Here is a 24,224-nt window from a genome sequence, read left to right as displayed (position 1 = left end):
GCCTTTCCACGCGACCCTTCTCTAAGCGAGAGAAATCATGACGTCCATCTTTCCGCATCGATCGCTTGCCGACCCGATTAACGACAAGGTTGCATTGCTGGTCCAGAACTATGGCGATGCCTTCCACTCGTTCAGTCTGGTCGTGCTGAAATACCTGCTGGTGCCGCTTGAAAGCGGCTTGCGCATCACACCGCCGTGGCTGCTTCTTATACTCGCGGGCCTGCTCGCCTGGCACGCCACACGCAAGCTCTCGCTGGCCGCGTTGTTCGTGTTGCTGCTCTATGCAATCGGCGCGTTCGGTCTGTGGGACAAGCTGATGCAGACGCTCGCGCTGATGCTGGTCGCAACCGTGCTGTCGATCGTGCTGGGGATTCCGCTTGGCATCCTGTGCTCGCAGAATCGATGGGTGCGCCGCGGATTGTTGCCCGTGCTCGATGTGATGCAGACGTTGCCCAGCTTCGTGTACCTGATCCCGGTGCTGATGCTCTTCGGGCTTGGCAAGGTGCCCGCCATCTTCGCCACGGTGATCTATTCGCTGCCGCCGCTGATCCGGCTGACGGACCTGGGCATCCGGCAAGTCGATGGTGACGTCGTGGAAGCGGCGCGCTCTTTTGGCACCACGCGCTTCCAGATGCTGATAGGCGTGCAGTTGCCGCTGGCACGGCCGAGCATCATGGCGGGGATCAACCAGACCACCATGATGTCACTGTCCATGGTCGTGATTGCATCGATGATCGGCTCGCGCGGCCTGGGTGAAGACGTGCTCGCCGGCATCCAGACACTCGATGTCGGCAAGGGCATGCAGGCGGGCATCGCCATTGTGATTTTGGCGATAGTCATCGACCGGATCTCGCAGGGGTACGGGCAGGAACGGCGTGCACGCATAGCGCTTAGCGCGAACAGAAGGGCGCGCGTGCAGGCTCGCCAGAGCGCGCGCAGCGCCGGTCTAGGCGAGCCTGAAGCGGCGGGTGATGCCGCGTCGCGTCACGTCTGACCCTCATCTATTCCTCTAGCGGAGCGCGAACATGACAACTATCCGAGTCAGCAACGTCTACAAGATCTTCGGCCCGACGATGACCCACGCACGCGTGATCGACATGCTCAGGCACGGCGCGTCGAAGGCGGATGTCCTCGCCGACAACGGTTGCAACGTCGGCCTCAACAACATCAACCTGAATATCGAGTCCGGTCAGATCTTCGTCATCATGGGCCTGTCCGGGTCCGGAAAGTCGACGCTCGTGCGCGATTTCAACCGGCTGATCGATCCCAGCGCGGGCGAGATCGTGATCGACGGCGAGAACATCCTGTCGCTCAACGCAGCGGGGCTGCGCGAGTTCCGGCGGCATCGCGTGAGCATGGTGTTCCAGAACTTCGGCCTGTTGCCTCATGCAACGGTGCTGGAGAACGCGGCGTACGCATTGCGTGTAAGAGGCGAACGCCACGATGCAGCGAACCAGAAGGCCCGTACGTGGCTCGGCAAGGTAGGCCTGGATACTTACGGCGATAAATTCCCCGACGAGCTCTCGGGCGGGATGCGTCAGCGCGTCGGGCTTGCCCGTGCGTTAGCGGCGGACACGGAAGTGCTGCTGATGGACGAAGCATTTTCGGCACTTGATCCGTTGATCCGGACCGAGATGCAGGATCAGTTGCTCGAACTGCAGAGGACGTTGAACAAGACCATCGTCTTCATCACGCACGACCTCGACGAAGCATTGCGCCTTGGCACACAGATCGCGATTCTCCGCGATGGCGAACTCGTGCAGCAAGGCACGCCTGAAGACATTGTGCGTTTCCCGGCGAACGACTACGTCCGCCGGTTCGTCGAGCGACGGGCGGACCGCGTCGCTGGCTGACTGAGCGCCTATACAAGCCGTTCACATCCTGATGACATCCATCACGGTTTTCTTCTTGTCCTTGAACTGATAGATCGTGATGGCCGCATCCTTCAGATCGCCATGCGGATCGAACGCAATGCGGCCGATCACGCCGTCATATTGTGTCGATGGCATCGCCGCAAGCACCTTCGTGCGTTCCGTCGAGTCCGCGCGTTTCATCGCGTTGTAGATCACGTAGACGGCGTCATAGGTGAACGGCGCGTAAGCATCGATCGGCGTATTGAAACGGGCCGCATAGCGCTTTTCGAAGTCCTGTCCCTTGGGCATCTTCGAGAGCGCGAGACCCGCCTCTGAACAGGTCACGTTGCCGATCGCATCGCCGGCCAGATCGATCATCTTCTCCGTGCACGCGCCGTCGCCGCCCAGCACCTTCGCCGTGATCCCGAGATTGCCCGCCTGCTTGGCCAACGGCCCGGCGGTCGCGTCCGAACCGCCGTACATGATAACGTCGGGGCGCAAGCCTTTTATCTTCGTCAGGATCGCGCGGAAGTCGGTCGCCTTGTCGTTGGTCGCTTCGCGCGTGACGATCATGCTGCCGTTCGCTTTTGCGGCCTTTTCGAATTCATCGGCGAGGCCCTGGCCGTAGGCAGTGGAGTCGTCGATGATCGCAATCCGCTTCGCATGCAGCGAGTCGAGCGCGTAGTGGGCGAGTGCAGGGCCCTGAAGCGCGTCGGTAGCGACTACGCGAAACGTGGTCTTGTATCCCTGCAGCGTGTAAGTGGGATTGGTCGACCCTTGCGAAATCTGCACGATGCCCGCTTCGCTATAGATCTTCGATGCAGGGATCGAGACGCCCGAATTAATGTCGCCCACAACCGCTACCACGCCGTCGTCCACCAGCTTCTGCGCGACCTGCGTGCCGGTGCGCGGATCGGCGGCATCGTCCTGGGAATCGAGTTGGAACCTGACCGGCTTGCCGCCAATCGTCGGGTGCTGGCCGTTGATTTCGTCGATCGCCAGCCGCGCAGCATTCTCGCTGTCCTTGCCCATATGGGAAAGCTGCCCGGTCAATGGGGCAGCGTGGCCGATCAGGACGACCCTCGGGTCGGCGGCATAGCTTTGTCCGCTAATGGTCAGGAGAACCGCGGCGGCGAGGGTGGAGCAAGCGGGACGCGCGAAACGAAGCGGGGCGGAAGAGGAAGTCACGGGCGGATCCTTGAGGCTTGGAGAGTGAGCGGGCTGGCCGTGTTCATCGAACACGGCCGGCGACACGGGAAGCGAATGAGGCTCAGTATTCAAAGGCCAATTTGCCACGTCCAGCGACTAATTCTGTTGGCCGGCAATAAACAAATCTAATGCCTCGAGAAAGTCGCGCGGTTTCATTCAACATGAGCGAGTGAGTCGACCGCGTAACGGTGCCGCAGGCTGCGTCCCAGTACCGGATCGTGTAGCTCAAGCTCATAGCCCGATCCTGCGCTTAGTTCGCCGAGCACGGCTTGCGTGCCGCAGAACATCGCCGATCCGGGCGGCATGGCGACCGCGCCGAAACTTCGTTCGATCAGGTCTTCCGGATGCAGCAAGCGCGCGAGCGTGCCTTCCTGGTACAGCGCAGGATCGGCGTCATCGTCGATTCGCCAGCTCCGCGCGATCAGCGAATCCCAATGCGGGGCGACATCGGCATAACGCCAGAGCACCGTGCTTAACGGCTTCGCGCACATCTGCTTGGAGACCGCGACGTCGTAACTTTCCACATGGCGATCCGTGTGATCGGACCCTATGCCGACGAGCAAGCCGTCGGCGGCGGTCTGGATCAGCACGACTTCGACCTCGCCGGACGAGTGAACGCCAACCACATCGATGGCGTCCTCGGTCGTCAGCAAGGCGGGCGAGACCAGGTAAAACGTCGGCACTGACGCCGGACGTTTGACGCCGAGCGCTTCCAGTTCGCGGATATGGTGCTCGACATCGCGCGCGTCCCGCCCTGCCCAGCCGGCGATGACGAGGCGGTTCACCGTCACCTCTATACCCGCGCCGTCGTCTATCCTGCATTCAAGTGTCTTCATCAAAACCTTTCACCCGGTGGATTCAATGAATGACAGTCTTGAAGAAGGGCGCGGCGATGTCCAACAAGTAAATGTGGGCCCACGTGGTCACTTTTTCTTGTCACGCCGGAATTCTTCCAGCTATAAAGTAAGAGGGAATGATTTGGTCGATGCTCGCCGCTTCGCCACTCAACGCATCAGCCGGAGTGCGCCATGAATGTCCGTTTTCTCGAAACGTTTGTATGGCTCGCCAAACTGCGCAACTTCCGGATGACGGCCGAGCATTTGCACGCGACCCAGGCCGCCATCTCCAGCCGGATATCGGCTCTGGAGCAGGAGTTTGGCGTGCGTCTGTTCGATCGCGGTCCACGCGATGTGACGCTCACGCAGGAAGGCACCAAGGCCCTCGCGTTCGCCGAGCAAATCCTGAAGCTGAACCGGGACATGCTCGCGAGCGTCAGCGACCGCTCCAAGGTATCGGGGCTGCTGCGGCTCGGCGTGATCGAGTCGGTCGTGCATACATGGTTGCCGAACTTGCTGAAGCGGGTGCGGGAGGAGTATCCGAACCTGACCATTGAACTGACGTCGGACACCACGGCCAATCTTTCCGGGCATCTGATCAATGGCAACGTTGACGTGGCGCTGCTGACCACGAACGTGACGGGCAGCGACGCCGTCAACATTCCGCTGGGGACGCTTCCCATGCGATGGGTGGCGAGCCCTTCGCTCAATCTATCGGCTGAAGCGCTTTCGGAGGCCGAGCTGGCTGCGTTTCCTATCGTCAGTTTTGCGCGGCACTCGGCGCCGCATGGTTTCCTCACTGACTTGTTCGGAGCCAGCGGAGAGACCACCGTCCAGATCAATTGTGTGTCGTCGGTGGCCGCGATCATCCGTCTTGTTATCGATGGCTTCGGCATAGCCGTGCTGCCGACTGCCTTCGTCATGCACGAGTTGCAATCGGGAAGGCTGCAATTGCTGCAGGTGACGCACCGCGTTCCGGCTCTCCCGCTCGTTGCCACGTTCAGGCGCAGCCCGGACAGCTTGTTGTGCGAATCCATTACGCGGCTTGCATTACAAGTGGTGCGCGATTTCAGTCTCGCCAACGGCCCCGATTTCGCGTTGCTTCCCAGCACGAACGACACGCCGGTTCCATCATCAGCTCTCCACGTCCCATCGAAAAATGCCGACTGATTTTTATCCTTCTTTAGCGATTCAACCGCTCAGCGCCGAGGCTTTCAGTGCCTATGGCTGGATGCTGGGCAAACCGCTTAAAACCGATGGTCACGTTCCCGCTTACACAAGTCCGGCATCGGATTTCTGGCGCGAACATCTCTTCGATACAGGCGTGGCCGGCGAGACCGAAGTGCTATGGGTAAAGTATCGGAACGCCGATGAAACAGTCGCAAGCCTCGAAGCCCATTGGCTCACGCAGCAAGCCATCGTGCCGCTGACCGCGCCTGTTATCCAGATCGTTGCAACGAGCATGGAGGGCGGCCAACCCGATATGGAAACACTGCGCGCGTTTTGGGTGCCACAAGGCGAGGGCATCTGCATGCGGCCGCATTGCTGGCATGCAACGCGCGTATCGCAAGGCGAGTCGACATGCTTGATGCTCACGCGGCGCTCGACGACCTACGACCTGGTGGTTCATCTGGAGACCGGAGCGCCCGCATGCGAGAGCGCGATCAAGTCGATTCCGGCGCACAGGCTCGCGGGTCTGTAGTCGCCACAACCACGTCCCTTCAAGCCCGTTTCAACCGTCCAAGCTTATCCGCTGCCGCCATCCGATCGTCGTGTGTTTCTCGCAGTATGTCGACGAATTCCATGGTCAGGCGAGTCCGTGGCTGATGCGGGGGAAACAGCAAATAGATGGGAAACAGGACCGCTGGCATGAACGGACGGATCTCGATCCCAGGCCCTGCAAAATCTTGTGCAACGATAGGATGCGACAACGTCACGCCCATGCCGCTGCGAACCATCTCGCAGCAGATGGCCGAGTATTGAGCCTCGATTGCCATGACCCGTTCAACGCCTGCATGCGCGAAGACCTCGTCCATCTGCGCGCGTGTGCCGTCGCCATGACACAGCGATATATAGGGTTCTCCCTGAAAATCTTTCGGCTTGAGCGACGCCTTTTTTGCCAGCCGATGACCCGCGGGCAGCACGCCTACCGCCGCCACTTTCGACAGCAACTCGACCTCGCAATTGGACGCTTCACTTGGATAGATCGCGACCCCAAGGTCGCAGAACTGCGAACTCGTCCAGTGATTGACGGTGCCTGAAGTGTTCACATGCAGCGAGACGGTGACTTCCGGATGCAATGCCTGGAAGCGCTGGATTGCGTGCGGCACGAGCGTCATTCCCGCTGACGGCATTGCTGCAATGCGCAATCGACCGGTTCCCAGATTCTTGATCTGAGCCGCCGCATTCGTCAGCCCCTGAAGGCCTACATACGCCCGTTCCACCTCACGAAAAAACGCATTTCCTTCGCTAGTCGGAATCAGGCGGACGCCGCTACGCTGGAACAGCAGCAGTCCGGTTTCGCGTTCGAGTTGCGATATCAGGCGGCTGATATTGGGCTGCGACGTGAACAATTCCTTGGCCGCAGCAGTCATTGAACCCGCCAACATGACTGCCCGAAACGCCTCTATGTGCTTAAGATTCATTGAACGAAACCCATATCATCCTCGTATGGATAGTTATTTTATTCTTATTGGACGATATGCCTCGCGACGAACAAAATAAATTTGCCTGATCACATTCCGCAACCGTTCGCGCCGCATAGTCTGGAGAACCGCACATGAAACAACTGCAGCAAATCCGTTGCCTGTCGTCGACTCATTTGTCTTCTCGTTCGTATCTGCGGCCGCTGCTGGCCGCGCTCGGCTGCGCCGGGGCATTGTCCGGATCGCTGCTGGCACACGCTGAAACCACGCTGTATGTGGCGAACGTCGGCGGCTCGAATGAGACCATGTATCGCGACAAGATCATCCCGCCGTTCGAGAAAGCGCACGACGTCAAGATCGTCTACGTCGCCGGTAACTCCAGCGACACGCTCGCGAAATTGCAGGCGCAAAAAGGGCATCAGCAGATCAACGTCGCGGTCATGGATGACGGTCCGATGTACCAGGCGATGCAGATGGGTTTGTGCGCGAAGGTCGAGGAAGCGCCGGTGATGAAGGACCTGTATCCGCTTGCGCGTCTTGGCCAGACCTCGGTGGGTGTCGGCATGGTCGCGACCGGCATTGGCTATAACGCGGACGCCTTCAAGAAGATGGGCCTGCCCGCGCCGGATTCCTGGAACGTGCTGTACGACAAGCGCCTGAAGGGCAAGCTCGGCATGCCGCCCATCACCAATACATACGGCCTGCATACGCTGGTGATGCTCGCGCGTTTGAACGGCGGCGGCGAGAAGAATATAGACCCGGGGTTCACCGCGATGACCAAGCAGGTCGCACCGGATGTCCTCTCGTGGGCGCCGACGCCCGGCGAGATGGACGGCCTCATGCAAAGCGGCGACGTGATCATCGCGCCGTATGGCAGCGGCCGCGCCGTTGCGCTGCAGAACACCGGTTTCCCGCTGAAGTTCTTCTATCCGAAAGAGGGCGGCGTTGCGCTGCAGGTTGGCGCTTGCGCCGTGGCGGAGAACGCGCAGCCCGCGTTGTCGCAGCAGTTCATCCAGTACCTGTTGAGTCCGCAAGTGCAGACGATCCAGGCACAGGCAATTGGCCTCGGACCGGTCAACAAGACCGTGCAACTGACGCCGGACGTGGCGGCGCGCGTGCCGTATGGTCCTGAGCAGATATCGAAGCTGGTCGCAGTGGACTGGACGACGATCAATCAACATAGAACCGAGTGGACCGAGCGCTGGAATCGCAGCGTGGAGCGGTGAGCTTTACCTTCGCCCGCGCACCACGACCGCCGACTTTAACTCACGGACGCACATGAGCTTTCTGACCCTCAAAGGCATCTCGAAGCACTACGGCGACTTCACCGCGATCGAGCATATTGACCTCGATGTCGAGCGTGGTGAGTTCCTGTCGCTGCTCGGTCCATCCGGTTGCGGCAAGACCACGACCTTGCAGATGATCGCGGGATTCGTCACGCCAAGCACCGGCAACATCCTGCTCGATGGCCGCGACATTACGCATGAGCGACCGGAGAAACGCGGCATGGGCGTGGTGTTCCAGAGCTATGCGTTGTTTCCGCATATGACGGTGAACGGTAACGTCGGTTTCGGCCTGGAAATGCGCAACATGAAACGCGCGGCGCGCGCCGAACGTGTGGCAGAAGCGCTCGACCTCGTGCGTCTGAACGGACTGGGCGGGCGATATCCGAAAGAGTTGTCGGGTGGTCAGCGACAACGTGTGGCCATCGCCCGTGCACTTGCGATGCGCCCCGAACTACTCCTGCTCGACGAACCGATGTCCAACCTCGACGCCAAGTTGCGCGAGGAGATGCACATCGAATTGCGATCGATTCAAAAGCGCCTTGGCATAACCACCATTCTTGTCACGCACGATCAGGTCGAAGCCATGACCATGAGCGATCGCATTGCGGTGATGCATCGTGGAAAGATTGCCCAATTGAGCACGCCGTTCGAAGCGTACGAGCGGCCGGAGACGCCGTTTGCATCGGCATTTCTGGGCAAGACTAATTTGCTGCCCGGCGCGGTATTGCGCCTCAACGCGCGTTGCGCTGAAATCGATGTGGCGGGCACCACGCTCAAGGTTCCGCACGAAGGCCGCCATGTGCAAGGCGAGGTGAACGTCTATATCCGCCCGGAGAAGGTTCATCTCACGACGATGGGTACGCAAGGTGTGCGTGCCACCGGCCGCATCACCACGCGGGTGTTCACCGGCAACCAGTGGCTTCTCCTGATCGATACCGGTCTTGGGCAACTGAGCGTGGCGCAGTCGAACAACGGCGCTCCGCCGCCCGATGAAGGCGCGCAAGTCGGCGTGGCCTGGTCGGACGACGACCTGCGTGTGCTCCAGAAGGAGGGACACCATGGCCACGCTTGACAACGATCGCGCGGGCGCCGCGCCGTGGCTCCTCTCCGCACCCGCGTTGCTGTTATTCGGCAGCCTGCTGCTGGTGCCGCTGTTGTTGACGCTGGTACTGTCCTTCCACGTTTTCAGCGATAGCCAGGGCACGCTCCCGACCTACACGTTGCGCAACTACCTCGAAGTGGTCACCGATCCGTACTACGGTGCAATCTTCGCGCGCACTGCGGGCATGGCGTTCGCGGTGACCTTCCTCTGCGTAGTGCTGGGCGTACCGGAGACCATCGTGCTCGCACGGATGAAGCGGCCGTGGCAATCCATCTGTCTGCTTGTCGTGCTGGGTCCGCTGTTGATATCGGTAGTGGTGCGCACGCTCGGCTGGCAGATCCTGCTGGGTAACAACGGTGTACTGAACAATGCGCTGCAGGCGCTTCACATCACGGATGAACCTATTCGCTTGGTCTTCACCATGACAGGCGTTGTGATCGCGCTGACGCACGTGCTGGTGCCCTTCATGGTGATGTCGGTATGGGCGACGTTGCAGAAGCTGGACCCGCAAGTGGAATGGGCCGGCCGGTCGATGGGCGCGTCGCCTTTTCGCGTGTTCCGGCGTGTGGTGCTACCGCAAATCCTGCCGGGCATCTTGTCTGGATCGATCATTGTGTTCGCGCTGTCGGCATCGGCGTTTGCGACGCCCGCGCTGATCGGCGGCCGACGTCTAAAGGTGGTTGCAACCGCTGCGTACGACGAGTTTCTCGGCACACTGAACTGGCCTTTGGGCGCGACCATCGCGGTCCTGCTGCTGATCGCCAACGTGGCAATCGTGCTGGGTTGCACTCGTCTTGCCGAACGCCGCTTCAAGCACATCTTCGATTGAACCGGGAGACGTCATGAAACAAAACGGATTCCTGGGGCTGCTGTTCAACGCGCTGTTTCTCGCGTTCATCGCCGCGCCGCTCGTTGTCGTGATCGCGGTCTCGTTCACCGACAAGGGCTTTATTTCTCTCCCATTCGATGGCGCGTCGCTGCGCTGGTTCAGGGCGCTCCTGCACAACGACCAGATCGTCGATGCCTTCTGGCTCTCGGTGCGCCTCGCGCTGGTGGCCGCGACAATAGGCGTAGCGCTCGCGTTGCCGGCGGCGCTTGCTATCGCCCGATATCGCTTTCCTGGGCGCGGCGCGCTGACCGGTTTTTTCCTGTCACCCATGATGATTCCCGCCGTGGTGCTCGGCATTGCGTTCCTGCGATTTCTTAGCTTGCTCGGACTCGGCGGGTCGTTCTGGGCGCTCTGCGCGACGCACGTGATCATCGTGTTGCCGTACGCGTTGCGGCTGGCGTTGTCATCGGCTATTGGCCTTGATCGCGATGCCGAACGGGCCGCGTTGTCATGTGGCGCTAGCCGCTTCACCGCCTTTCGCCGCGTCGTGCTGCCGATGATCCGCACGGGCGTGGCCGGCGGCTGGGTGCTGTCGTTCATCCAGAGCTTCGACGAACTCACCATGACCATTTTTGTCGCGACACCGGGCACGACTACGCTGCCCGTCGCGATGTACAACCAGATCGCGCAGACGATCGATCCGCTGGTGGCCTCCGTGTCGACCGTGTTGATCGTCGGCACGATAGTTCTGATGCTGGTGCTCGACCGGATGGTCGGTCTGGACCGCGTCCTGATTGGAGAAACACGATGAGAGGTCATTCAGTCGACAGTCCCGACGTGCTGGTGGTCGGGGGCGGGCTGGTAGGAACGGCAGTAGCCTATGGGCTCGCGCGCGAAGGGGCCAAGGTAACGGTGCTGGATCAGGGCGATGGCGGTTTTCGCGCGTCGCGCGGCAATTTCGGGCTGGTCTGGGTGCAGGGTAAGGGATACGGATTGACACCCTACGCACGCTGGTCGCGCAGTTCGTCAAGACTGTGGCCGGGGCTCGCAGCGGCGTTGCTGGAAGAGACCGGCATTGATGTATCGCTCAAGCAGCCCGGCGGTTTCCATCTATGTTTCTCTGATGAAGAACTGGCCGAGCGCGAAAAGCGGCTGTCTACGCTACAGACAGAACTTGGTGATGAGTATCCCTATCAATTGCTCGATGCGCGCGAGTTGCGTGAACGTATTCCGACCGTCGGACCTGAGGTGATCGGCGCAAGTTATACGCCGATGGACGGTCATGTGAATCCGCTCAAACTGCTGCGGGCGTTGCACGAAGCCATGCAGCAGCGCGGCGTGACGCTGGTCAATGGCGAAGATATCGGGCGCATTGTTCCCGAGACGAACGGCTTCGCCGTGCACGGCAAGAAAGCTGTGTGGCGCGCGCCGAAGGTTGTGCTGTCAGCAGGTCTCGGCAACCGCGCGCTCAGCGCCCAGGTAGGTCTGCATGCGCCGGTTGCACCGAATCGCGGACAGGTGCTGGTCAGTGAACGTGTCGCTCCGTTCCTGCATTACCCGACCATCAATGTGCGCCAGACGGATGAAGGCTCAGTGCAGTTCGGCGACTCAATGGAAGAGGTCGGCTACAACGACTTCACGACCGCCGACGTGCTCTCGACCATTGCGCGGCGCGGCGTGCGTGCGTTCCCCTTGTTGAAGAACGTGCGGCTGGTACGCACGTGGGCGGCGCTGCGTGTCTATAGCCCCGATGGCTTCCCGATCTACGAACAGTCGCTGCAGTATCCGGGCGCGTTCGTCGTGACCTGCCACAGCGGCGTGACGCTTGCGGCAGCACATGCCATGCGCATCGCTCCATGGATCAAGGGTGGTCCGATCCCCGATGAACTCGCCGCGTTTCGAGGTGGCCGCTTTCTCGCCGCCGAGCACGCGACCAGCCATGCTCACTAACCGCTTCAACGTCTCGCTTGCATCGGCCCTGAAGACGATGCACCCGGAACGCCGACATTCCGCTTTGCCTCGACCTGTCCGACTATGACTTCAAAACCGCTATTCAAAGTGCTCACGCCGGCTACCGATGCTCAGGCCACAATTCATATCTGGTTCAACGACCAGCCGCTCAGCGTACCGGGCGGACGCTCGGTTGCTGCCGCACTGCTTGCTGCCGGAGTCCAGCGGTTTCGCGCGACGCCGGTGTCGGGCGCGCCACGTGCGCCCTATTGCATGATGGGCGCGTGCTTCGAATGCCTGGTGGAGATCGACGGCATGCCGAGCCGGCAGAGTTGTCTCGTGACGGTAAAGGACGGCATGCGTATCCACTCGCAAGAGGGCGCGCGCGACTTGCCGCCGTCTTCGGACATGAACCCGCTGGAGAATGCACATGGCCGCTGATACCGTCGATGTCGCCGTGATCGGCGCCGGGCCTGCCGGGCTCGCGGCCGCGACGCAGGCCGCGAGAGCCGGCCTGTCCGTGGTCCTGCTCGATGAACAGGAAGCGGTTGGCGGCCAGATCTATCGGGCGATTGAACGTAGCGACGCGCAGCGCCGCGAAATCCTCGGTCCGGACTATGCGGCGGGTGCGGCGCTGGCGAGCGAATTTGCGCGTTCAGGTGCGCGTTATGTGCCGAACGCGTCGGTCTGGCAAGTCACGCGCGAGCGCTCGGTGCACTACCTCAAAGACGGCAAGGTGAGCAGCTTCGAGGCCCGGCGCGTAGTGCTCGCGACCGGCGCGCTTGAACGGCCCTTCCCGATTCCGGGCTGGACGCTGCCCGGCGTGATGACAGCCGGCGCTGCACAGATCCTGTTGAAAAGCGCGGGCGAAGTGCCGGCCGAACCGCCCATACTCGTGGGCTGCGGACCGCTGCTGTACTTGCTCGGATGGCAGTACGTTCGCGCGGGCGTGCCCATTCGCGCGCTGGTGGATACCACGCGTCACGAGGACCGCTGGCGCGCCAAACGCCACATGTTGTCGGCTTTGCGTGCGTGGCCGTATCTGAGCAAGGGCCTGCAACTCATGAGGACCTTGCGCGACGCAGGCGTGGCAATGCACGAAGCTGCTGACGAACTTCGGGTGGAAAGCGGTATCGATGAAGACGGGTCCGAACGCGCACGCGCGCTGAATTTTTCGGTGCGGGGCGTCTCGCATCGGATAGAGGCGAATGTGATCCTGCTGCATCAGGGCGTGGTGCCCAATACGCAGTTCACGCATTCGCTCAGGGCGTCGCATAAGTGGGACGAAGCGCAATTATGCTTCGCACCCTTAACCGATCAATGGGGCGAGCTCGATGTCCCCGGCATCTTCGTCGCGGGCGATGGCGGCGGGATAGGCGGCGCGCAGGCGGCCGAGACGCAGGGAGAAGTGACCGCGCTGGCGATCGCTGCGCAGCTCGGCGCGATTGATACCGCCGCGCGCAACCGCCGCGCCGCGCCGCTGCTTCGACGCCTCGCTGAAGTCATGCGCATTCGTCCTTTTCTCGACAGTCTGTATCGTCCACGCGATGAAAACCGTATGCCGAAGGACGAGGTTATCGTGTGCCGATGTGAGGAAGTCACCGCCGGCGAACTGCGAAGCTTCGTGAAGCTCGGCTGTCTCGGACCGAACCAGGCGAAGTCCTTCGGCCGATGCGGCATGGGCCCATGTCAAGGCCGGCTGTGCGGATTGACCGTGACCGAAGTGATCGCCGATGCACGCAGCGTGCCTCCCGAGACTGTTGGCTACTATCGCATCCGTCCGCCGATCAAGCCGCTCACGCTCGGAGAACTGGCTGGTGAATAATCCCGTCGCCAAAGAGTCGGACGTGCTGGTGATCGGCGGTGGACTGCATGGATCGAGCAGTGCATTCCATCTCGCGCGCCGTGGTGTGAGCGTGACCGTGCTGGAAGCCGATTACGTCGGCCGCCACGCATCGGGTGTCAATGCAGGCGGCGTGCGCACGCTTGGCCGGCCAGTGCCCGAGATTCCTCTGGCGCTGATGTCGCGTGAGATCTGGCATGACATCGCTGATACCGTGGGCGACGACTGCGGTTTCGTGGCATCGGGTCAATTGAAGATTGCAGAGACCGGCGCCGAACTCGATGAATGCCGAGAACGTGTCGCGTTGCTCGAGTCGCATGGCTTCACGCATGAGAAAATCATCGATCGCGAGACCGTGCTTGAACTGGAGCCGGCACTCACGCCGCAGGTGACTGGCGGTATCTGGGTTGAACGCGATGGTTACGCGTTGCCGTTCCGGACAACGACCGCGTTCAGGCTGGCAGCGGAGCGTCATGGCGCTGTGTTCCATGAAGGCACGCCGGTCACGCGCATTGAACAGAAGGGCGAACGCTGGTTCGCGCATACACCGTCGGGCGTGTTTTCGGCCACGAAACTGGTGGTCACGGCCGGGGCGTGGTCGGGCGAGCTTGCGGAGCAAGTGGGCGAGCCGGTGCCGGTTCATCCCGAAGGGCTGATGTTGATGGTCACGCATCGCGCCGCACCGTTTTGCCGAGCGACGCTGGGTGCAACGGGACGGCCGTTATCGTTCAAGCAATTCGATAACGGCACGGTGGTGATTGGCGGCAAGCTGATCGGAATAGCGGACCTGGCCGGACGTCACGGCGAAGTCGATTTCGCGCGGTTGGTCAAGAGCGCGAATACGGTCGTTGATCTGTTTCCGCACTTGCGCAATCTCGGCATCAATCGCGCATGGGCCGGCGTGGAAGCCTTCACCGACGACTCGTTGCCCGTGATCTCGCCTAGCCGGCGTGCGTCTAACCTGACCTATTCGTTCGGGTATTGCGGCAGCGGGTTTCAGCTGGGGCCGGCATGTGGGAAGCTGGTTTCAGAGCTGGTGCTGGACGGCGTGGCGTCCTTGCCGCTGGATGCGTTTGCCATCGACCGTTTCAAGGAAGTTGCGCCGGCATAGAGATGATTGATCGTTACTCTAATTAAACAAGGAATACTTATGAATGACATCGTCAGGATTGAAACCAATCAGCGGATGAGCCGTGTCGTGAAGGCTGCAGGGCTGGTGTTCGTCGGCGGGCAAACGTCGAATGATCGTACGCTCGATGTAAAAGGCCAGACGCAGCAGGTTCTTGCAAAGATTGATGGGTACCTCGCGCAAGCGGGTATCGATAAAACACGGCTGGTGTCGGCGCAAGTCTGGCTGGCCGATATTGGCCGCGACTTCGCGGGCATGAACGAAGTATGGGACGCATGGGTCGCGCCGGGTTGTGCCCCGACACGCGCGACGGTGGAGTCGAAGCTGGCCGCGCCGGATCTGCTGGTTGAGATTACGGTGACTGCGCTAGCGTGATTGTTGTGCCACCACGGAAGCGCCGGTGGTGGCATTACGCAAGTACTAAAAGCCGTTACTGGTCCCATGGCGGTTCGTCGCGATACGCATCGGTGAGGTAATCGATGAACCGGCGAACCTTCGAGGGCACGTAGCGCGCAGTCGGATACACCGCGTTAATAGTCAGCTCGGTAGTCCTGTAGTCAGGCAGCAGCTTGATCAGGTTCCCTGCCTTGATATCCTGCCCAAAAACGAAGGTGGGGCCGTACGCAATGCCGACGCCCGCGAGCGCTGACGAGAGCAGCATCTGCATGTTGTTGGCCTGCATTCGAAGCGGCCCGTCGATCACATGCTCGCGATTCTGCTTGTCCGTCAGTGTCCACTCGGGAGCCGATACCGCCTCGCTGAACGCAAGACGAGGCGCGCGTCGCAAGTCATCTGGATTCTGTGGCGTGCCCTCCCGGCGCAGGTACGTCGGCGCCGCGCAGATCGCCATGCGGCAGGGCGCGAGACGCCGCGCAACGAGATCAGAGTCGGGCAGCTTGTCAATCCGGATAGCGACGTCAATGCCTGCGCTTTGCAGGTCGACATAACGATCATCGAGCGAAACTTCAATGCTGACGTGCGGGTGGTCGTCAAGGTATCGCGCGACCACCTCGCCCATATGCATCGACCCGAAGGTGACGGGCGCGGCGACCCGCAATGTGCCGCGCACCGTGCTGTGCGCGTCGCTGGCCTCCCGATTGGCATCGTCGAACTCTTCCAGGATGCGCTGGCACCGGACGTAATAAGTGCGCCCGGCGTCCGTCAGGCTCAGGCTGCGAGTGCTGCGATGGAGCAGGCGCACATTCAGCTCGGCTTCGAGCGCGCTGACATATTTGCCGGCCATGGATGCAGACAGGCCAAAACGTTTGCCGGCAGCCACGAGACTCCCCTCGTCGATAGCGGCAACAAACACGGCGATGCTTGCGAAGCGATCCATTTTATTCGATAGCTAGATGATGGAGTGATGATACTAATGAGGGGATTATCGCTCAATACGCTTTAATCTAACATCGCCTTGTGAGTTTGGCCGACCGTGGTCAAGCCGTCGATATCAAGGAGCAACGCGATGAAAGTAGCAGCCAACGGAATAAACATTCACGTGGAAGACCAGGGCAACGGCGCGCTGCCAGTCGTTTTTCTACATTACTGGGGAGGATCGTCGCGCACGTGGGACGGCGTGATAGCGGCGCTCCCGACGGGATACAGGACCATCGCGCCGGACCTTCGGGGCTGGGGCGACTCGGACGCGCCGCCCGCGGGATACGCGCTCGCCGATTTCGCCGACGACGCGCAGCACATGATTGCTGCAATGGACCTGAAGCGCTTTGTATTGGTTGGTCACTCGATGGGCGGCAAGATCGCGCAGTTACTCGCGTCGCGCCGCCCGCAGGGATTGGCGGGGCTCGTGCTCGTTGCGCCGTCTCCGCCGGGTCCGCTGGCTTTGCCCGCTGAAGTGCGTGCGGCAATGGAAGGGGCTTACCTCACGCGGGAGTCGGTCGGCATGTCGATCGACCAGATGCTGACCGCCAAGCCGCTGAGCGCGAAGCATCGGGAACAGGTGATTGAAGACAGCCTGCGTGGCGCGTCACAGGCGAAGCTGGCATGGCCGCGATCGACGAGCCAGGAAGACATTACGCTCGATGCCGCCGCGATCGATGTACCGGTCATGGTCATTGCCGGCGAGCTTGATCGCGTCGATGGCCCCGCGATCCTCGAAGCGCAATTGCTCACGCGCGTGCCCCATGCGGTCATGCATGTTCTGCCCGGTACCGGCCACTTGTCACCACTTGAATCGCCGGTGGAAGTGGCCGGGATCATTCGCGGGTTTGTCGATGGGCTTGAGAGTGCCGTTTGAGATTGCCACGTATTCTCGGGCAAGGGCAGGGCGGATATCATAGTGCTCTTCACAAGGCTGGTTAAGCGCCTATAGAGGTCTATCGCCCGGCTCAACGCCCGGTCCGAATACACGTATCTGCACTCAGCGACGCCAAGCATGAACTCCACTCCCGATGCTCCCTCACGCCCACCCATGCGCACTTTGACGCCGCTCGAGGCGCGCGTGCTGGCCGTACTTGTCGAAAAGCAGCACACGGTTCCCGATGCATATCCGCTGTCGGTCAATGCGCTGACATCCGGCTGCAACCAGAAGACCGCGCGTTCCCCGGTGATGAACGTCACCGACGCCGATGTTCTCACGACCGTAGATGACCTGAAACGCCTGAGCCTTGTGTTCGAAGGCAGCAGCAGCCGCGTGCCGCGCTTCGAGCACAACATGAACCGCGTGCTGGGCATCCCGAGCCAGGCCGCGGCGTTGCTCACCACGCTTATGCTGCGCGGACCACAGACCGCCGCCGAACTACGCTTGAACGCCGCGCGTCTGCATGGTTTCGCCGATGTATCGTCGGTCGAGGCGTTCCTCGATGAACTCGCCGCCAGCGAGCCGCCGCGCGTCGTGAAGCTGCCGCGTACGCCGGGCGAGCGCGAGAGCCGCTGGGCGCATTTGTTATGCGGCGAAGTGAGCGTGAGTGTGAGCGAAGCGTCGGCTAGCGGAGCGGTCGACGACTTCGTTTCATATACGGAGTTCGAGATTCTCAAAGCCGATCACAAGCGCCTCGGCGACGAGTTGGTCCGCCTTCGGACGATGGTCGAACAGATGGCTGCCGAGCTGGGCATCAACCTCGACAAAACGAGCGGCTAGCCTCAGGTTCTAGCATTTCGGCTCGCGCCTCAGTCACCGTCGATAAGACGCAGCGCCAGTTCCGGGCTGAATGCGCCGGCGGGTGACGTGGGAGCCGACCCACAGGGTCCATCGGAACTGCCTGGAATCTTGATCCATATCGGCAGCATGGCGCCCGAGGCGCCAGTCGTGCGCGCGCCGATCATCCTGCCGGGCGGATTGCACCACTGGCCATCCGAGCCTTTGCCGTTACGGCTTGTATCGACAACGAACGGTTTGCTATAGCCGAATTGCGCCGCTAAAGCGGCATTCACCGCGTATGCGTAAGCCGCCGATTCCTGCGTCGTGTAGAAATTGGATACGTTCAGTGCGAAGCCTTTCGCTTCGCTCAAACCGGCCGCATTGAGTCGAGCCGCCATGGCGGCTGCGGGAATCCAGCGTGCGTTGCCGCCGTCGAGATAGACATCCGCGGCCGGCGCGTTGAGATGAAAACGCGAGACCGCATCACGCAGCAAGCCAAGCCGCTCCTCGCGCTCGCCATCGGTCTTGAAGCAGTCCAGTTGCGCGGTCGAATCCGGCTCAATAATAACTATCGCTCGATGACTGCCCAAGCCGCGCGAGAACGCGTCTATCCAGGCTTCGTAAGCGGAGGCGTCGTCCACGCCGCCCGCCGATGCCCCTCCGCAATCGCGATGAGGAATGTTGTAGGCAACGAGGATAGGTTCGCGATGGTTGGCATCCGCCTTGTCGACGAAGCGCTTGACTGCCTTGTGCACGTCGCCACTCCAGTTGCCGAACCAGCGGGCCATGGGTACGTTGGCGATCGCCTCGGCAATGCGTGGCGCGCGCGGGTCCGCTTGATGTGCTCGCACCCATAACGCAGGACTCGAATCGGGATCGACATAAAACCCACTGTCCGCACGCGCTTGCGTAACGCCCAGAAAAAGCATCGCCGCGATAACAAGAGAATATTTGATAAGCATGACCGGTTCACTTCGAGGGCGGATGTCTCTGAAGATTTTTCGAGTTGTTGCGCTGAGCTTGTCTATCGCGTTACGTAAAAAAGGCCGGTTCAAAATCGTTCGATCATGCCGACTTGCACACCGCGTACCGGCGCGCCCGGGTAGGCGACCGGCAAGCCTGTGACGTTGACGCCGCGCAGGGTGAACGTAGCTGCGCCGCGATTTTCCAGGTCGGCGGCGGTGAAATAGAGCAGGAGCGTGGGTGACATTGTGTATTCGAACGCCACGCTGAACTGGTCAGCGTTGTTGCCTTGGCCGCTGCGATCGCGTGCGTGCGCGTAGCCTAGTGACGCGCGCGCGAGCGGGGAGATGGCCCAGGAAGCAGACAACGAAATGCCGTCGTCGTGATAGCGGGGGCTGCCGCCGTCGCCGTTGAACAGCGCGACGTAAGCGCGCACGGGACCGAACAGATAAGACGCGCCGGCCAAGTTCGCGCGCAATCCCGTGTCGCCGTGGGTTTGTTGCCGTGCATACGATAACTGGAGGGCATCGTGCGTGTAATTGGCTGTTGTGTAATACCCGCCGAACCCGTTGCCATCGCCTGGGTCGCGGAGCGCGGCCATGCCGGTGACGGTGAAGCCGCCGATTGTCGGCGAGATCCAGGTCAGCGCGTTGTCCGTGTAGGGCGTGATCTTCGACAAGTTGTTCAGCCCCGATCCAATGGTACCTGCGCCGAAAGCATCGAGTCCGCCCTTGAACGGGATGTAGAGCGGCGAATATTGCCGGCCGAAGCGGGTCTCGCCCCACGGTGCGTCGAGGCCGATCCATGCCTGCCGGTTGAAGAGCGTGCCGGGTGTATCGAGGGTGCCGTTTGCGGAGCCAAAGCCGTTCTCCAGGTCGAAGATCACGCTGGTGTCACTGCTGAGGGCTTCACGGCCGCGCAAGCCGACGCGTGAGCCACGATACGCGCCGGAGTCCATTCGCGTGGTCCAGCCATTGCCGGGGTTCGTTACTTCGATGCTGGTGTCTAGCGTGCCGTATAGCGTGACTGAGCCTTGCGCACGGACTGTGCCTGCAGTGGTAAGGAGCGGTAGCGCGCAGAGCAGGGCGTGTTTGCAAGTGCGACGGAGGAGCTTGGCACGGCGCCGGACTGGGGATTTCATCGCGATGGGTCTTGGCAAGGAGTTCCGCGACTGTAGCAAGTTGAACTGTCGTTGCAATGAAATTTATATTCGTTCGCACGAGAAGGGGCGCTGGCGCTTGGTTTTCGGGGGGCGGGGCGGTAGTGGCGGTGTTGGGTTGCACGGGTTCTGCGTTAGCGGTCGGAGTCAATGCCGGGTTGCTGCTTTTTAGGTTTTTGCGCGTTTTATGTTGGCTGATTTATTTATCACTATTAGCCACTGCGCGTGGCGGCGCGTCATTTCTTTGTCCAAAGCGACAAAGAAACGAAGCAAAGAAAACGCTTTCACCGCTCTACCCTAAGTGTCCACAGCGTGCAGTTTTCATTCATGGGTGCCCCAAAAGAACGGTGCTCGCAAGAGCCACGGATGTGTGAACCCCTCTTTCTCCGAACACAGATACCCCACGCTTCGCCACCAGTGACTGAACCCGCCCGAAGAGCACCCCGCGCTATCCGCGGAAAACCATCCACCAAATTTGTACGCATACCGAACCACTTTGCAACCCGTCAATAAATGAGGGAGCAGATTGAGTGAGGCTTAACCCCGAAAATAGCGGCGCAACCTGAGCAGCTAACCCGCGAAGAACTATAGCGGAAGATACGTGTGAGGCCGTGCGGGTCCGTGGGGCAAGGGTGCTTGCCCGAGAGCGTACGGGGCGAAGCGTTTTACTGTCAGGATTCGCGAGAAGGAGGGTTTCAACCATCCGTGGCTCTGGCGAGCACCGTGCTTTTGGGGCACCCATGAATAGAAACTGCACGCTGTGGACACTTAGGGTAGAGCGGTGAAAGCGTTTTCTTTGCTTCGTTTCTTTGTCGCTTTGGACAAAGAAATGACGCGCCGCCACGCGCAGTGGCTAATAGTGATAAAGAGAAAAGCCGACTCTCGCAGACCACTAACCTTGAAAGCACCAACCCGGCAATGACGTAGACCACTAACACCACCCGCAAGGACTAGCCACGAACTGGCTCCTCAAAGCGCTAACCGCGCCCGGCACGACGGCCAAGTTGAAGTAAGCGCAGCTGAATCCACTCAAGCACCACTACCGTTCAATCGCTCGATCATAGCCATGCCCGCCGCCGGGTTGTGTGCCTTGAACCCGCTGATCACATACAAATAGACGTCTCGCGCCGCTGTCGCCGCGGCAGGTTTGCCCAGCGTTTCAAGCCCCTTCGGCCCACCCCCCGATGCCCATTCACGCGCTCGCTTAGTCCACAGATCCAGCATCTTTTGGTCATAACCCTGAGCGAACTGCTCAGTTGTCCCCATGATCCGCGCATAGACAAACTTTGCCGTGACGTCCGCGATCTGCGGATATTTCGAATCCCCCGCCATGACGATGGCAACACCATATTTGCGCGCAAGGGCAACGAATGTCTCGTCGCGAAAACTCTCATGCCGCACTTCGAGCGCATGGCGGATCTCACGGCCATCGACTTTATGCGGCAGCAGATTCAAGAAAGCCTCGAAGTCGTCCGGATCGAACTGTTTGGTCGGGGCGAATTGCCAGTTGATCGGGCCAAGCTTGTTCTTCAATTCGAGCACGCCGCTCGCAAGGAAACGGTCAACGGAATCGCCGGCTTCCGCGAGCACTCGCCTGTTCGTCGCAAAACGCGGAGCCTTTAGCGAAAAGACAAAATCATCCGGGGTCTCGTCGTGCCACTTCACGAACGTGGCGGGTTTCTGCGAGCCGTAGAACGTGCCGTTGACCTCGATGGTGGTCAGCTTGCGGCTCGCGTACTCCAGTTCGCGTTTTTGCACGAGATCTTCCGGATAAAACGTGCCGCGCCACGGCTCGAAGGTCCAGCCGCCAATGCCGATCCTGATCTGCCCAGCTTTGCCCGCTTCACCAGCTTTGCTCGCCGTCTTCCGGGTTGCTGCCATGAATGAGACCCCTCCCAGTGCACTCGATGCGCTCAAGTGTAGCGAAATACCGTCGGGCGTGTGGTCAGCCATCGGACGATTGAAGGTCCGATGCGGGCCCATGCTGCGCCGCGGGAAAAAGCTTCCTGTCAGCGCGGTCGCTAGCCAAAGCCATTTGTCCGGTGCGCGTGAACGACACGAGTGCAAGCGAAATCAGCGCGGCAAAGACGACATAAAACGCCGGGACATAGTGGCTGCCCGTGAATTGAGTCAGCGTCGACACGGTCAGCGGCGCAAGGCCGCCGAACACAGTGACTGCGAGGTTGTACGACAGCGCCACGCCAGTTGAACGCGCCTTCGCCGGGAAGATTGCCGCCAGCATGCCGGGATGTGGACCGGCGATGGCAGCCTGGAAGAGCGACGCAATAATTTGCGCGATCAAGAGGCGCGTGAGCGATGGCGCGGAGACAATGAACCAGAACAACGGGAACGTGCATAACAACCAACTGATCACCAGTGGATAAAAAAGGCGGTACGCACCGAATTTATCGGCGAGTTTGCCCGAGACCGGGAACAGCAGGAAGTTGATAACCCCGCCAATAAACGTCCCAAGCAAAGCCGACTTGAGCGGCAGATGCAATTGGCGTTCCACATACACGGGCAAATACGCGTTCCACAAATAATTCGAGGCCGTGCCAATGATCATCACGCCCATTGCACATAACGCCGCATCGCCTTGTTCGCGCACAAAGTCGCGCAGCCGGAAAGCTCGTGTTGCGCCCGCGAACTTGCTTGCGCAGCGCCTCAAACTCCGGCGACTCGGCAATGTTATGGCGGATGTAAAAGCCCAGTGGTCCGATGAGTGCGCCAATCAGGAACGGCACGCGCCAGCCCCACGCCGACAGCGAATGTGCAGAGAGATTGTTGATCAGCAAATAGCTGCATCCTGAGGCCAGCAAGATGGCTAGCGCCTGCGAGGACATGTTGAAGCTGCCGTAGATCTTTTTGCCGGGCGGCGCACTTTCCACCACCACGACCGACGAAAGGCTGAACTGGCCGCCAATCGCCAGTCCCTGGACCAGCCGCGCCAGCAGAACGAGCAGGGGAGCGGCGACGCCCAGCGTCGTGTAGCCAGGCGCCAAGGCCAATATCAGCGTGCCGGCGCACATCATCAGCATAACCAACGAAAGGGCGCGAGCACGGCCAACGCGATCCGCATAGATGCCTAAGAGGACTCCGCCAAGCGGCCGGACGAGAAAGCCGAGAGCGAACGTGGCGAGCGCAAGCGACATCGACACCACGCTGCTTCCCACCGAGAAGAACACCTCGGCAATGGTCTTCGAGAAATAGACGTACGCCGTGAAGTCGAACCACTCGAAGCCGCTGCCGATCACCGACGCAATTAACGCGCGGCGGACTTGGCGCAGGTCGGGCGCAGCGGGCACTGATCCGCGTTCGTGTTCTGCTGGATTCATAAGCCGTCTCCTCCTGCACGTCGCCGGTAAAGCGAGTTTGTTTGGGGTATCGCTTGAATCAGCTGGACCGGCGCTCGCGCAGTACGGCTGCAAGGAAGTCCTGAACCGCGCTCACGGCCATCATGCCGTTGTGTGGCACGTTATCCAGTTCGTCCAGCACGACATGGACCCCTGCAACTTCAAACGACGCCTTGAGCGTCCTGATGCGCTCTGGACGCGTCTTACCGGCGTCGTTTGCTCCGGGCATGTTGTGACGGCCGCCTTCGCGGTGCGTAATCTCCCATGTTTCCAGATCCGCCTTGCCGACCACCATATGAACCGGCACGCGCTTCAAGGCGTCAAGGTTGAATGCCTTGCCGAACTGCTGTTCGAAACCACGCAAGCCGACCCACCAGTCGCGATCGATATCGAGCAATGTCACCGACCCCGGTGCACCGATCGACACGGCCCACAACTTTTCTGGATGCAGATAGGCAAACCGATTTGCAAACTGACCGCCGCCGGAGAAGCCGAATAACGCGAGCTGGTCAAAGCGTTTGCCATAGCGGTCGCTGATTTCATCGACCATGTCGAGCAGCGCGCGGTCATAGCGGATGTCGCCTTCAACCAGATGTTTGAAGCCGTCCCGGTTGCCGTCACCGCGCACGCCGACTGGAAAGAGCGGACATAAGACGACGCAGTTGTTCCAGCGGCCGAACTCCGCAAACGCATCGCGGTAGTGCGCGAACTGGCGCCCCGTGCCGTGCATGACCACGACGAGCTCAACGTCATTGCCCGGTTCGAGGATCGTTTCCGGCACATACAACGTGTAAGCGAAACGTGGGTCGTGACGCGATGCAAACACGGTCGTCGATCCTAGTTCGTAATACGCTTGTCCACGTTCGACGGGTTCGTCTACGGGCGGAAATTCAGTTCCATGCATCATGTCTGCAGCCTTGTAAAGGAATGATTCACCGTACAATTGTGCAGTCGCTTATTCAAAAAAACT

At 60.7% G+C, this 24,224-nt stretch carries 24 protein-coding genes and 1 pseudogene; 15 read left to right on the top strand and 10 right to left on the bottom strand.

Features of this window, described 5'->3' with window-relative positions:
- The first annotated feature begins 34 nt into the window (after positions 1–34).
- Entirely contained in the window at positions 35–994 is a 960-nt protein-coding gene (locus ACSQ83_RS28070; protein WP_436230458.1) for an ABC transporter permease, read from the top strand.
- Positions 995–1,025: 31 nt separating this feature from the next.
- Entirely contained in the window at positions 1,026–1,853 is an 828-nt protein-coding gene (locus tag ACSQ83_RS28065) for a quaternary amine ABC transporter ATP-binding protein (RefSeq protein WP_436230440.1), read from the top strand.
- A 21-nt stretch (positions 1,854–1,874) separates the two neighbouring features.
- Here ACSQ83_RS28065 and ACSQ83_RS28060 read toward each other — a convergent pair whose 3' ends face one another.
- Together ACSQ83_RS28060 and ACSQ83_RS28055 are read right to left on the bottom strand one after the other, a co-directional pair.
- Positions 1,875–2,972: a branched-chain amino acid ABC transporter substrate-binding protein gene (locus tag ACSQ83_RS28060; protein WP_436230457.1), complete on the bottom strand. Its 1,098-nt coding sequence runs from the start codon at positions 2,970–2,972 to the stop codon at positions 1,875–1,877.
- Between the two features lie 242 nt (positions 2,973–3,214).
- The gene (locus ACSQ83_RS28055; RefSeq protein ID WP_436230439.1) at positions 3,215–3,898 is read right to left on the bottom strand and encodes a DUF2848 domain-containing protein; all 684 of its coding nucleotides are present in this window, start codon (positions 3,896–3,898) and stop codon (positions 3,215–3,217) included.
- A gap of 192 nt (positions 3,899–4,090) precedes the next feature.
- On the opposite strand from ACSQ83_RS28055, the gene ACSQ83_RS28050 reads away from it, so the two are divergent.
- On the top strand, positions 4,091–5,068 hold the full coding sequence (locus tag ACSQ83_RS28050) for a LysR family transcriptional regulator (protein ID WP_436230438.1): 978 nt from the start codon (positions 4,091–4,093) through the stop codon (positions 5,066–5,068).
- Positions 5,058–5,600, top strand: coding sequence for an ureidoglycolate lyase (locus tag ACSQ83_RS28045; RefSeq protein ID WP_436230437.1), 543 nt, complete (start codon positions 5,058–5,060; stop codon positions 5,598–5,600). The genes ACSQ83_RS28050 and ACSQ83_RS28045 overlap by 11 nt, the downstream gene beginning before the upstream one ends.
- A 19-nt stretch (positions 5,601–5,619) precedes the next feature.
- Here the strand turns inward: ACSQ83_RS28045 and ACSQ83_RS28040 are convergent, their stop codons facing one another.
- Positions 5,620–6,543 carry a LysR substrate-binding domain-containing protein gene (locus ACSQ83_RS28040; protein ID WP_414953358.1) on the bottom strand — a complete coding sequence of 308 codons (924 nt, stop codon included), beginning with the start codon at positions 6,541–6,543 and terminating at the stop codon, positions 5,620–5,622.
- Positions 6,544–6,677: 134 nt separating this feature from the next.
- Here ACSQ83_RS28040 and ACSQ83_RS28035 point away from each other — a divergent pair, with 134 nt between their 5' ends.
- The 9 genes from ACSQ83_RS28035 to ACSQ83_RS27995 all read left to right on the top strand — a co-directional run bounded on the left by ACSQ83_RS28035 (position 6,678) and on the right by ACSQ83_RS27995 (position 15,057).
- Entirely contained in the window at positions 6,678–7,769 is a 1,092-nt protein-coding gene (locus ACSQ83_RS28035; protein ID WP_436230436.1) for an ABC transporter substrate-binding protein, read from the top strand.
- A gap of 52 nt (positions 7,770–7,821) precedes the next feature.
- A complete protein-coding gene (locus tag ACSQ83_RS28030; protein ID WP_436230435.1) occupies positions 7,822–8,901 on the top strand; it encodes an ABC transporter ATP-binding protein in 1,080 nt (359 codons plus the stop codon).
- Positions 8,888–9,760 (top strand): ABC transporter permease, encoded by an 873-nt coding sequence (locus ACSQ83_RS28025; protein WP_436230434.1) that lies wholly within the window; start codon positions 8,888–8,890, stop codon positions 9,758–9,760. The genes ACSQ83_RS28030 and ACSQ83_RS28025 overlap by 14 nt, the downstream gene beginning before the upstream one ends.
- 13 nt (positions 9,761–9,773) lie before the next feature.
- Positions 9,774–10,571, top strand: coding sequence for an ABC transporter permease (locus ACSQ83_RS28020; RefSeq protein WP_299701158.1), 798 nt, complete (start codon positions 9,774–9,776; stop codon positions 10,569–10,571).
- Positions 10,568–11,710: an NAD(P)/FAD-dependent oxidoreductase gene (locus ACSQ83_RS28015; RefSeq protein WP_414953362.1), complete on the top strand. Its 1,143-nt coding sequence runs from the start codon at positions 10,568–10,570 to the stop codon at positions 11,708–11,710. Before ACSQ83_RS28020 ends, ACSQ83_RS28015 begins: the two co-directional genes overlap by 4 nt.
- Positions 11,711–11,794: 84 nt before the next feature.
- Positions 11,795–12,151, top strand: coding sequence for a (2Fe-2S)-binding protein (locus ACSQ83_RS28010; RefSeq protein ID WP_414966418.1), 357 nt, complete (start codon positions 11,795–11,797; stop codon positions 12,149–12,151).
- Complete coding sequence (locus tag ACSQ83_RS28005; RefSeq protein ID WP_414966419.1) at positions 12,141–13,535, top strand: NAD(P)/FAD-dependent oxidoreductase; 1,395 nt, start codon at positions 12,141–12,143, stop codon at positions 13,533–13,535. Before ACSQ83_RS28010 ends, ACSQ83_RS28005 begins: the two co-directional genes overlap by 11 nt.
- Positions 13,528–14,664 (top strand): NAD(P)/FAD-dependent oxidoreductase, encoded by a 1,137-nt coding sequence (locus tag ACSQ83_RS28000; protein WP_436230433.1) that lies wholly within the window; start codon positions 13,528–13,530, stop codon positions 14,662–14,664. The genes ACSQ83_RS28005 and ACSQ83_RS28000 overlap by 8 nt, the downstream gene beginning before the upstream one ends.
- Positions 14,665–14,703: 39 nt before the next feature.
- The gene (locus ACSQ83_RS27995; RefSeq protein WP_089161796.1) at positions 14,704–15,057 is read left to right on the top strand and encodes a RidA family protein; all 354 of its coding nucleotides are present in this window, start codon (positions 14,704–14,706) and stop codon (positions 15,055–15,057) included.
- A gap of 55 nt (positions 15,058–15,112) precedes the next feature.
- Here the strand turns inward: ACSQ83_RS27995 and ACSQ83_RS27990 are convergent, their stop codons facing one another.
- Positions 15,113–16,018, bottom strand: a complete 906-nt coding sequence (locus ACSQ83_RS27990) for a LysR family transcriptional regulator (protein ID WP_436230432.1) — start codon at positions 16,016–16,018, stop codon at positions 15,113–15,115.
- A 129-nt stretch (positions 16,019–16,147) separates the two neighbouring features.
- Between ACSQ83_RS27990 and ACSQ83_RS27985 the strand changes: the two genes are divergently transcribed.
- Positions 16,148–16,936 carry an alpha/beta fold hydrolase gene (locus tag ACSQ83_RS27985; RefSeq protein ID WP_436230431.1) on the top strand — a complete coding sequence of 263 codons (789 nt, stop codon included), beginning with the start codon at positions 16,148–16,150 and terminating at the stop codon, positions 16,934–16,936.
- Positions 16,937–17,074: 138 nt separating this feature from the next.
- Positions 17,075–17,779, top strand: coding sequence for a YceH family protein (locus tag ACSQ83_RS27980; RefSeq protein WP_436230430.1), 705 nt, complete (start codon positions 17,075–17,077; stop codon positions 17,777–17,779).
- A 29-nt stretch (positions 17,780–17,808) separates the two neighbouring features.
- Here ACSQ83_RS27980 and ACSQ83_RS27975 read toward each other — a convergent pair whose 3' ends face one another.
- The 6 genes and pseudogenes from ACSQ83_RS27975 to ACSQ83_RS27950 form a co-directional block, all read right to left on the bottom strand.
- A complete protein-coding gene (locus ACSQ83_RS27975; protein WP_436230429.1) occupies positions 17,809–18,741 on the bottom strand; it encodes a glycoside hydrolase family 6 protein in 933 nt (310 codons plus the stop codon).
- An 89-nt stretch (positions 18,742–18,830) separates the two neighbouring features.
- Positions 18,831–19,883: a porin gene (locus tag ACSQ83_RS27970; protein WP_436230428.1), complete on the bottom strand. Its 1,053-nt coding sequence runs from the start codon at positions 19,881–19,883 to the stop codon at positions 18,831–18,833.
- Between the two features lie 1,047 nt (positions 19,884–20,930).
- Positions 20,931–21,782, bottom strand: a complete 852-nt coding sequence (locus ACSQ83_RS27965) for a DUF72 domain-containing protein (protein WP_436230427.1) — start codon at positions 21,780–21,782, stop codon at positions 20,931–20,933.
- A gap of 64 nt (positions 21,783–21,846) precedes the next feature.
- Positions 21,847–22,467 carry an MFS transporter gene (locus tag ACSQ83_RS27960; RefSeq protein ID WP_436230426.1) on the bottom strand — a complete coding sequence of 207 codons (621 nt, stop codon included), beginning with the start codon at positions 22,465–22,467 and terminating at the stop codon, positions 21,847–21,849.
- Positions 22,468–22,609: 142 nt separating this feature from the next.
- Positions 22,610–23,236 (bottom strand): annotated as a pseudogene (locus tag ACSQ83_RS27955) (MFS transporter); the annotation flags it as partial.
- 58 nt (positions 23,237–23,294) lie between these two features.
- Positions 23,295–24,158 (bottom strand): alpha/beta hydrolase, encoded by an 864-nt coding sequence (locus tag ACSQ83_RS27950; protein WP_436230456.1) that lies wholly within the window; start codon positions 24,156–24,158, stop codon positions 23,295–23,297.
- Between the last annotated feature and the right edge of the window lie 66 nt (positions 24,159–24,224).

It is taken from the genome of Caballeronia sp. LjRoot29, assembly GCF_964252755.1.
GTDB lineage: Bacteria > Pseudomonadota > Gammaproteobacteria > Burkholderiales > Burkholderiaceae > Caballeronia.
This window is presented reverse-complemented; position numbering and strand designations above follow the sequence as displayed.

Excerpts from the sequence above, each read along its gene's own strand:
- ACSQ83_RS27950 (WP_436230456.1), bottom strand. The coding sequence starts at position 24,158 with ATGCATGGAACTGAATTTCCGCCCGTAGACGAACCCGTCGAACGTGGA.
- ACSQ83_RS27985 (WP_436230431.1), top strand. The coding sequence starts at position 16,148 with ATGAAAGTAGCAGCCAACGGAATAAACATTCACGTGGAAGACCAGGGC.
- ACSQ83_RS27965 (WP_436230427.1), bottom strand. The coding sequence starts at position 21,782 with ATGGCAGCAACCCGGAAGACGGCGAGCAAAGCTGGTGAAGCGGGCAAA.
- ACSQ83_RS28030 (WP_436230435.1), top strand. The coding sequence starts at position 7,822 with ATGAGCTTTCTGACCCTCAAAGGCATCTCGAAGCACTACGGCGACTTC.
- ACSQ83_RS27975 (WP_436230429.1), bottom strand. The coding sequence starts at position 18,741 with ATGCTTATCAAATATTCTCTTGTTATCGCGGCGATGCTTTTTCTGGGC.
- ACSQ83_RS27990 (WP_436230432.1), bottom strand. The coding sequence starts at position 16,018 with ATGGATCGCTTCGCAAGCATCGCCGTGTTTGTTGCCGCTATCGACGAG.
- ACSQ83_RS28040 (WP_414953358.1), bottom strand. The coding sequence starts at position 6,543 with ATGAATCTTAAGCACATAGAGGCGTTTCGGGCAGTCATGTTGGCGGGT.
- ACSQ83_RS28010 (WP_414966418.1), top strand. The coding sequence starts at position 11,795 with ATGACTTCAAAACCGCTATTCAAAGTGCTCACGCCGGCTACCGATGCT.
- ACSQ83_RS28065 (WP_436230440.1), top strand. The coding sequence starts at position 1,026 with ATGACAACTATCCGAGTCAGCAACGTCTACAAGATCTTCGGCCCGACG.
- ACSQ83_RS27960 (WP_436230426.1), bottom strand. The coding sequence starts at position 22,467 with ATGATCATTGGCACGGCCTCGAATTATTTGTGGAACGCGTATTTGCCC.
- ACSQ83_RS28020 (WP_299701158.1), top strand. The coding sequence starts at position 9,774 with ATGAAACAAAACGGATTCCTGGGGCTGCTGTTCAACGCGCTGTTTCTC.
- ACSQ83_RS27970 (WP_436230428.1), bottom strand. The coding sequence starts at position 19,883 with ATGAAATCCCCAGTCCGGCGCCGTGCCAAGCTCCTCCGTCGCACTTGC.
- ACSQ83_RS28055 (WP_436230439.1), bottom strand. The coding sequence starts at position 3,898 with ATGAAGACACTTGAATGCAGGATAGACGACGGCGCGGGTATAGAGGTG.
- ACSQ83_RS28015 (WP_414953362.1), top strand. The coding sequence starts at position 10,568 with ATGAGAGGTCATTCAGTCGACAGTCCCGACGTGCTGGTGGTCGGGGGC.
- ACSQ83_RS27980 (WP_436230430.1), top strand. The coding sequence starts at position 17,075 with ATGAACTCCACTCCCGATGCTCCCTCACGCCCACCCATGCGCACTTTG.
- ACSQ83_RS28050 (WP_436230438.1), top strand. The coding sequence starts at position 4,091 with ATGAATGTCCGTTTTCTCGAAACGTTTGTATGGCTCGCCAAACTGCGC.
- ACSQ83_RS28005 (WP_414966419.1), top strand. The coding sequence starts at position 12,141 with ATGGCCGCTGATACCGTCGATGTCGCCGTGATCGGCGCCGGGCCTGCC.
- ACSQ83_RS28035 (WP_436230436.1), top strand. The coding sequence starts at position 6,678 with ATGAAACAACTGCAGCAAATCCGTTGCCTGTCGTCGACTCATTTGTCT.
- ACSQ83_RS28025 (WP_436230434.1), top strand. The coding sequence starts at position 8,888 with ATGGCCACGCTTGACAACGATCGCGCGGGCGCCGCGCCGTGGCTCCTC.
- ACSQ83_RS28045 (WP_436230437.1), top strand. The coding sequence starts at position 5,058 with ATGCCGACTGATTTTTATCCTTCTTTAGCGATTCAACCGCTCAGCGCC.
- ACSQ83_RS27995 (WP_089161796.1), top strand. The coding sequence starts at position 14,704 with ATGAATGACATCGTCAGGATTGAAACCAATCAGCGGATGAGCCGTGTC.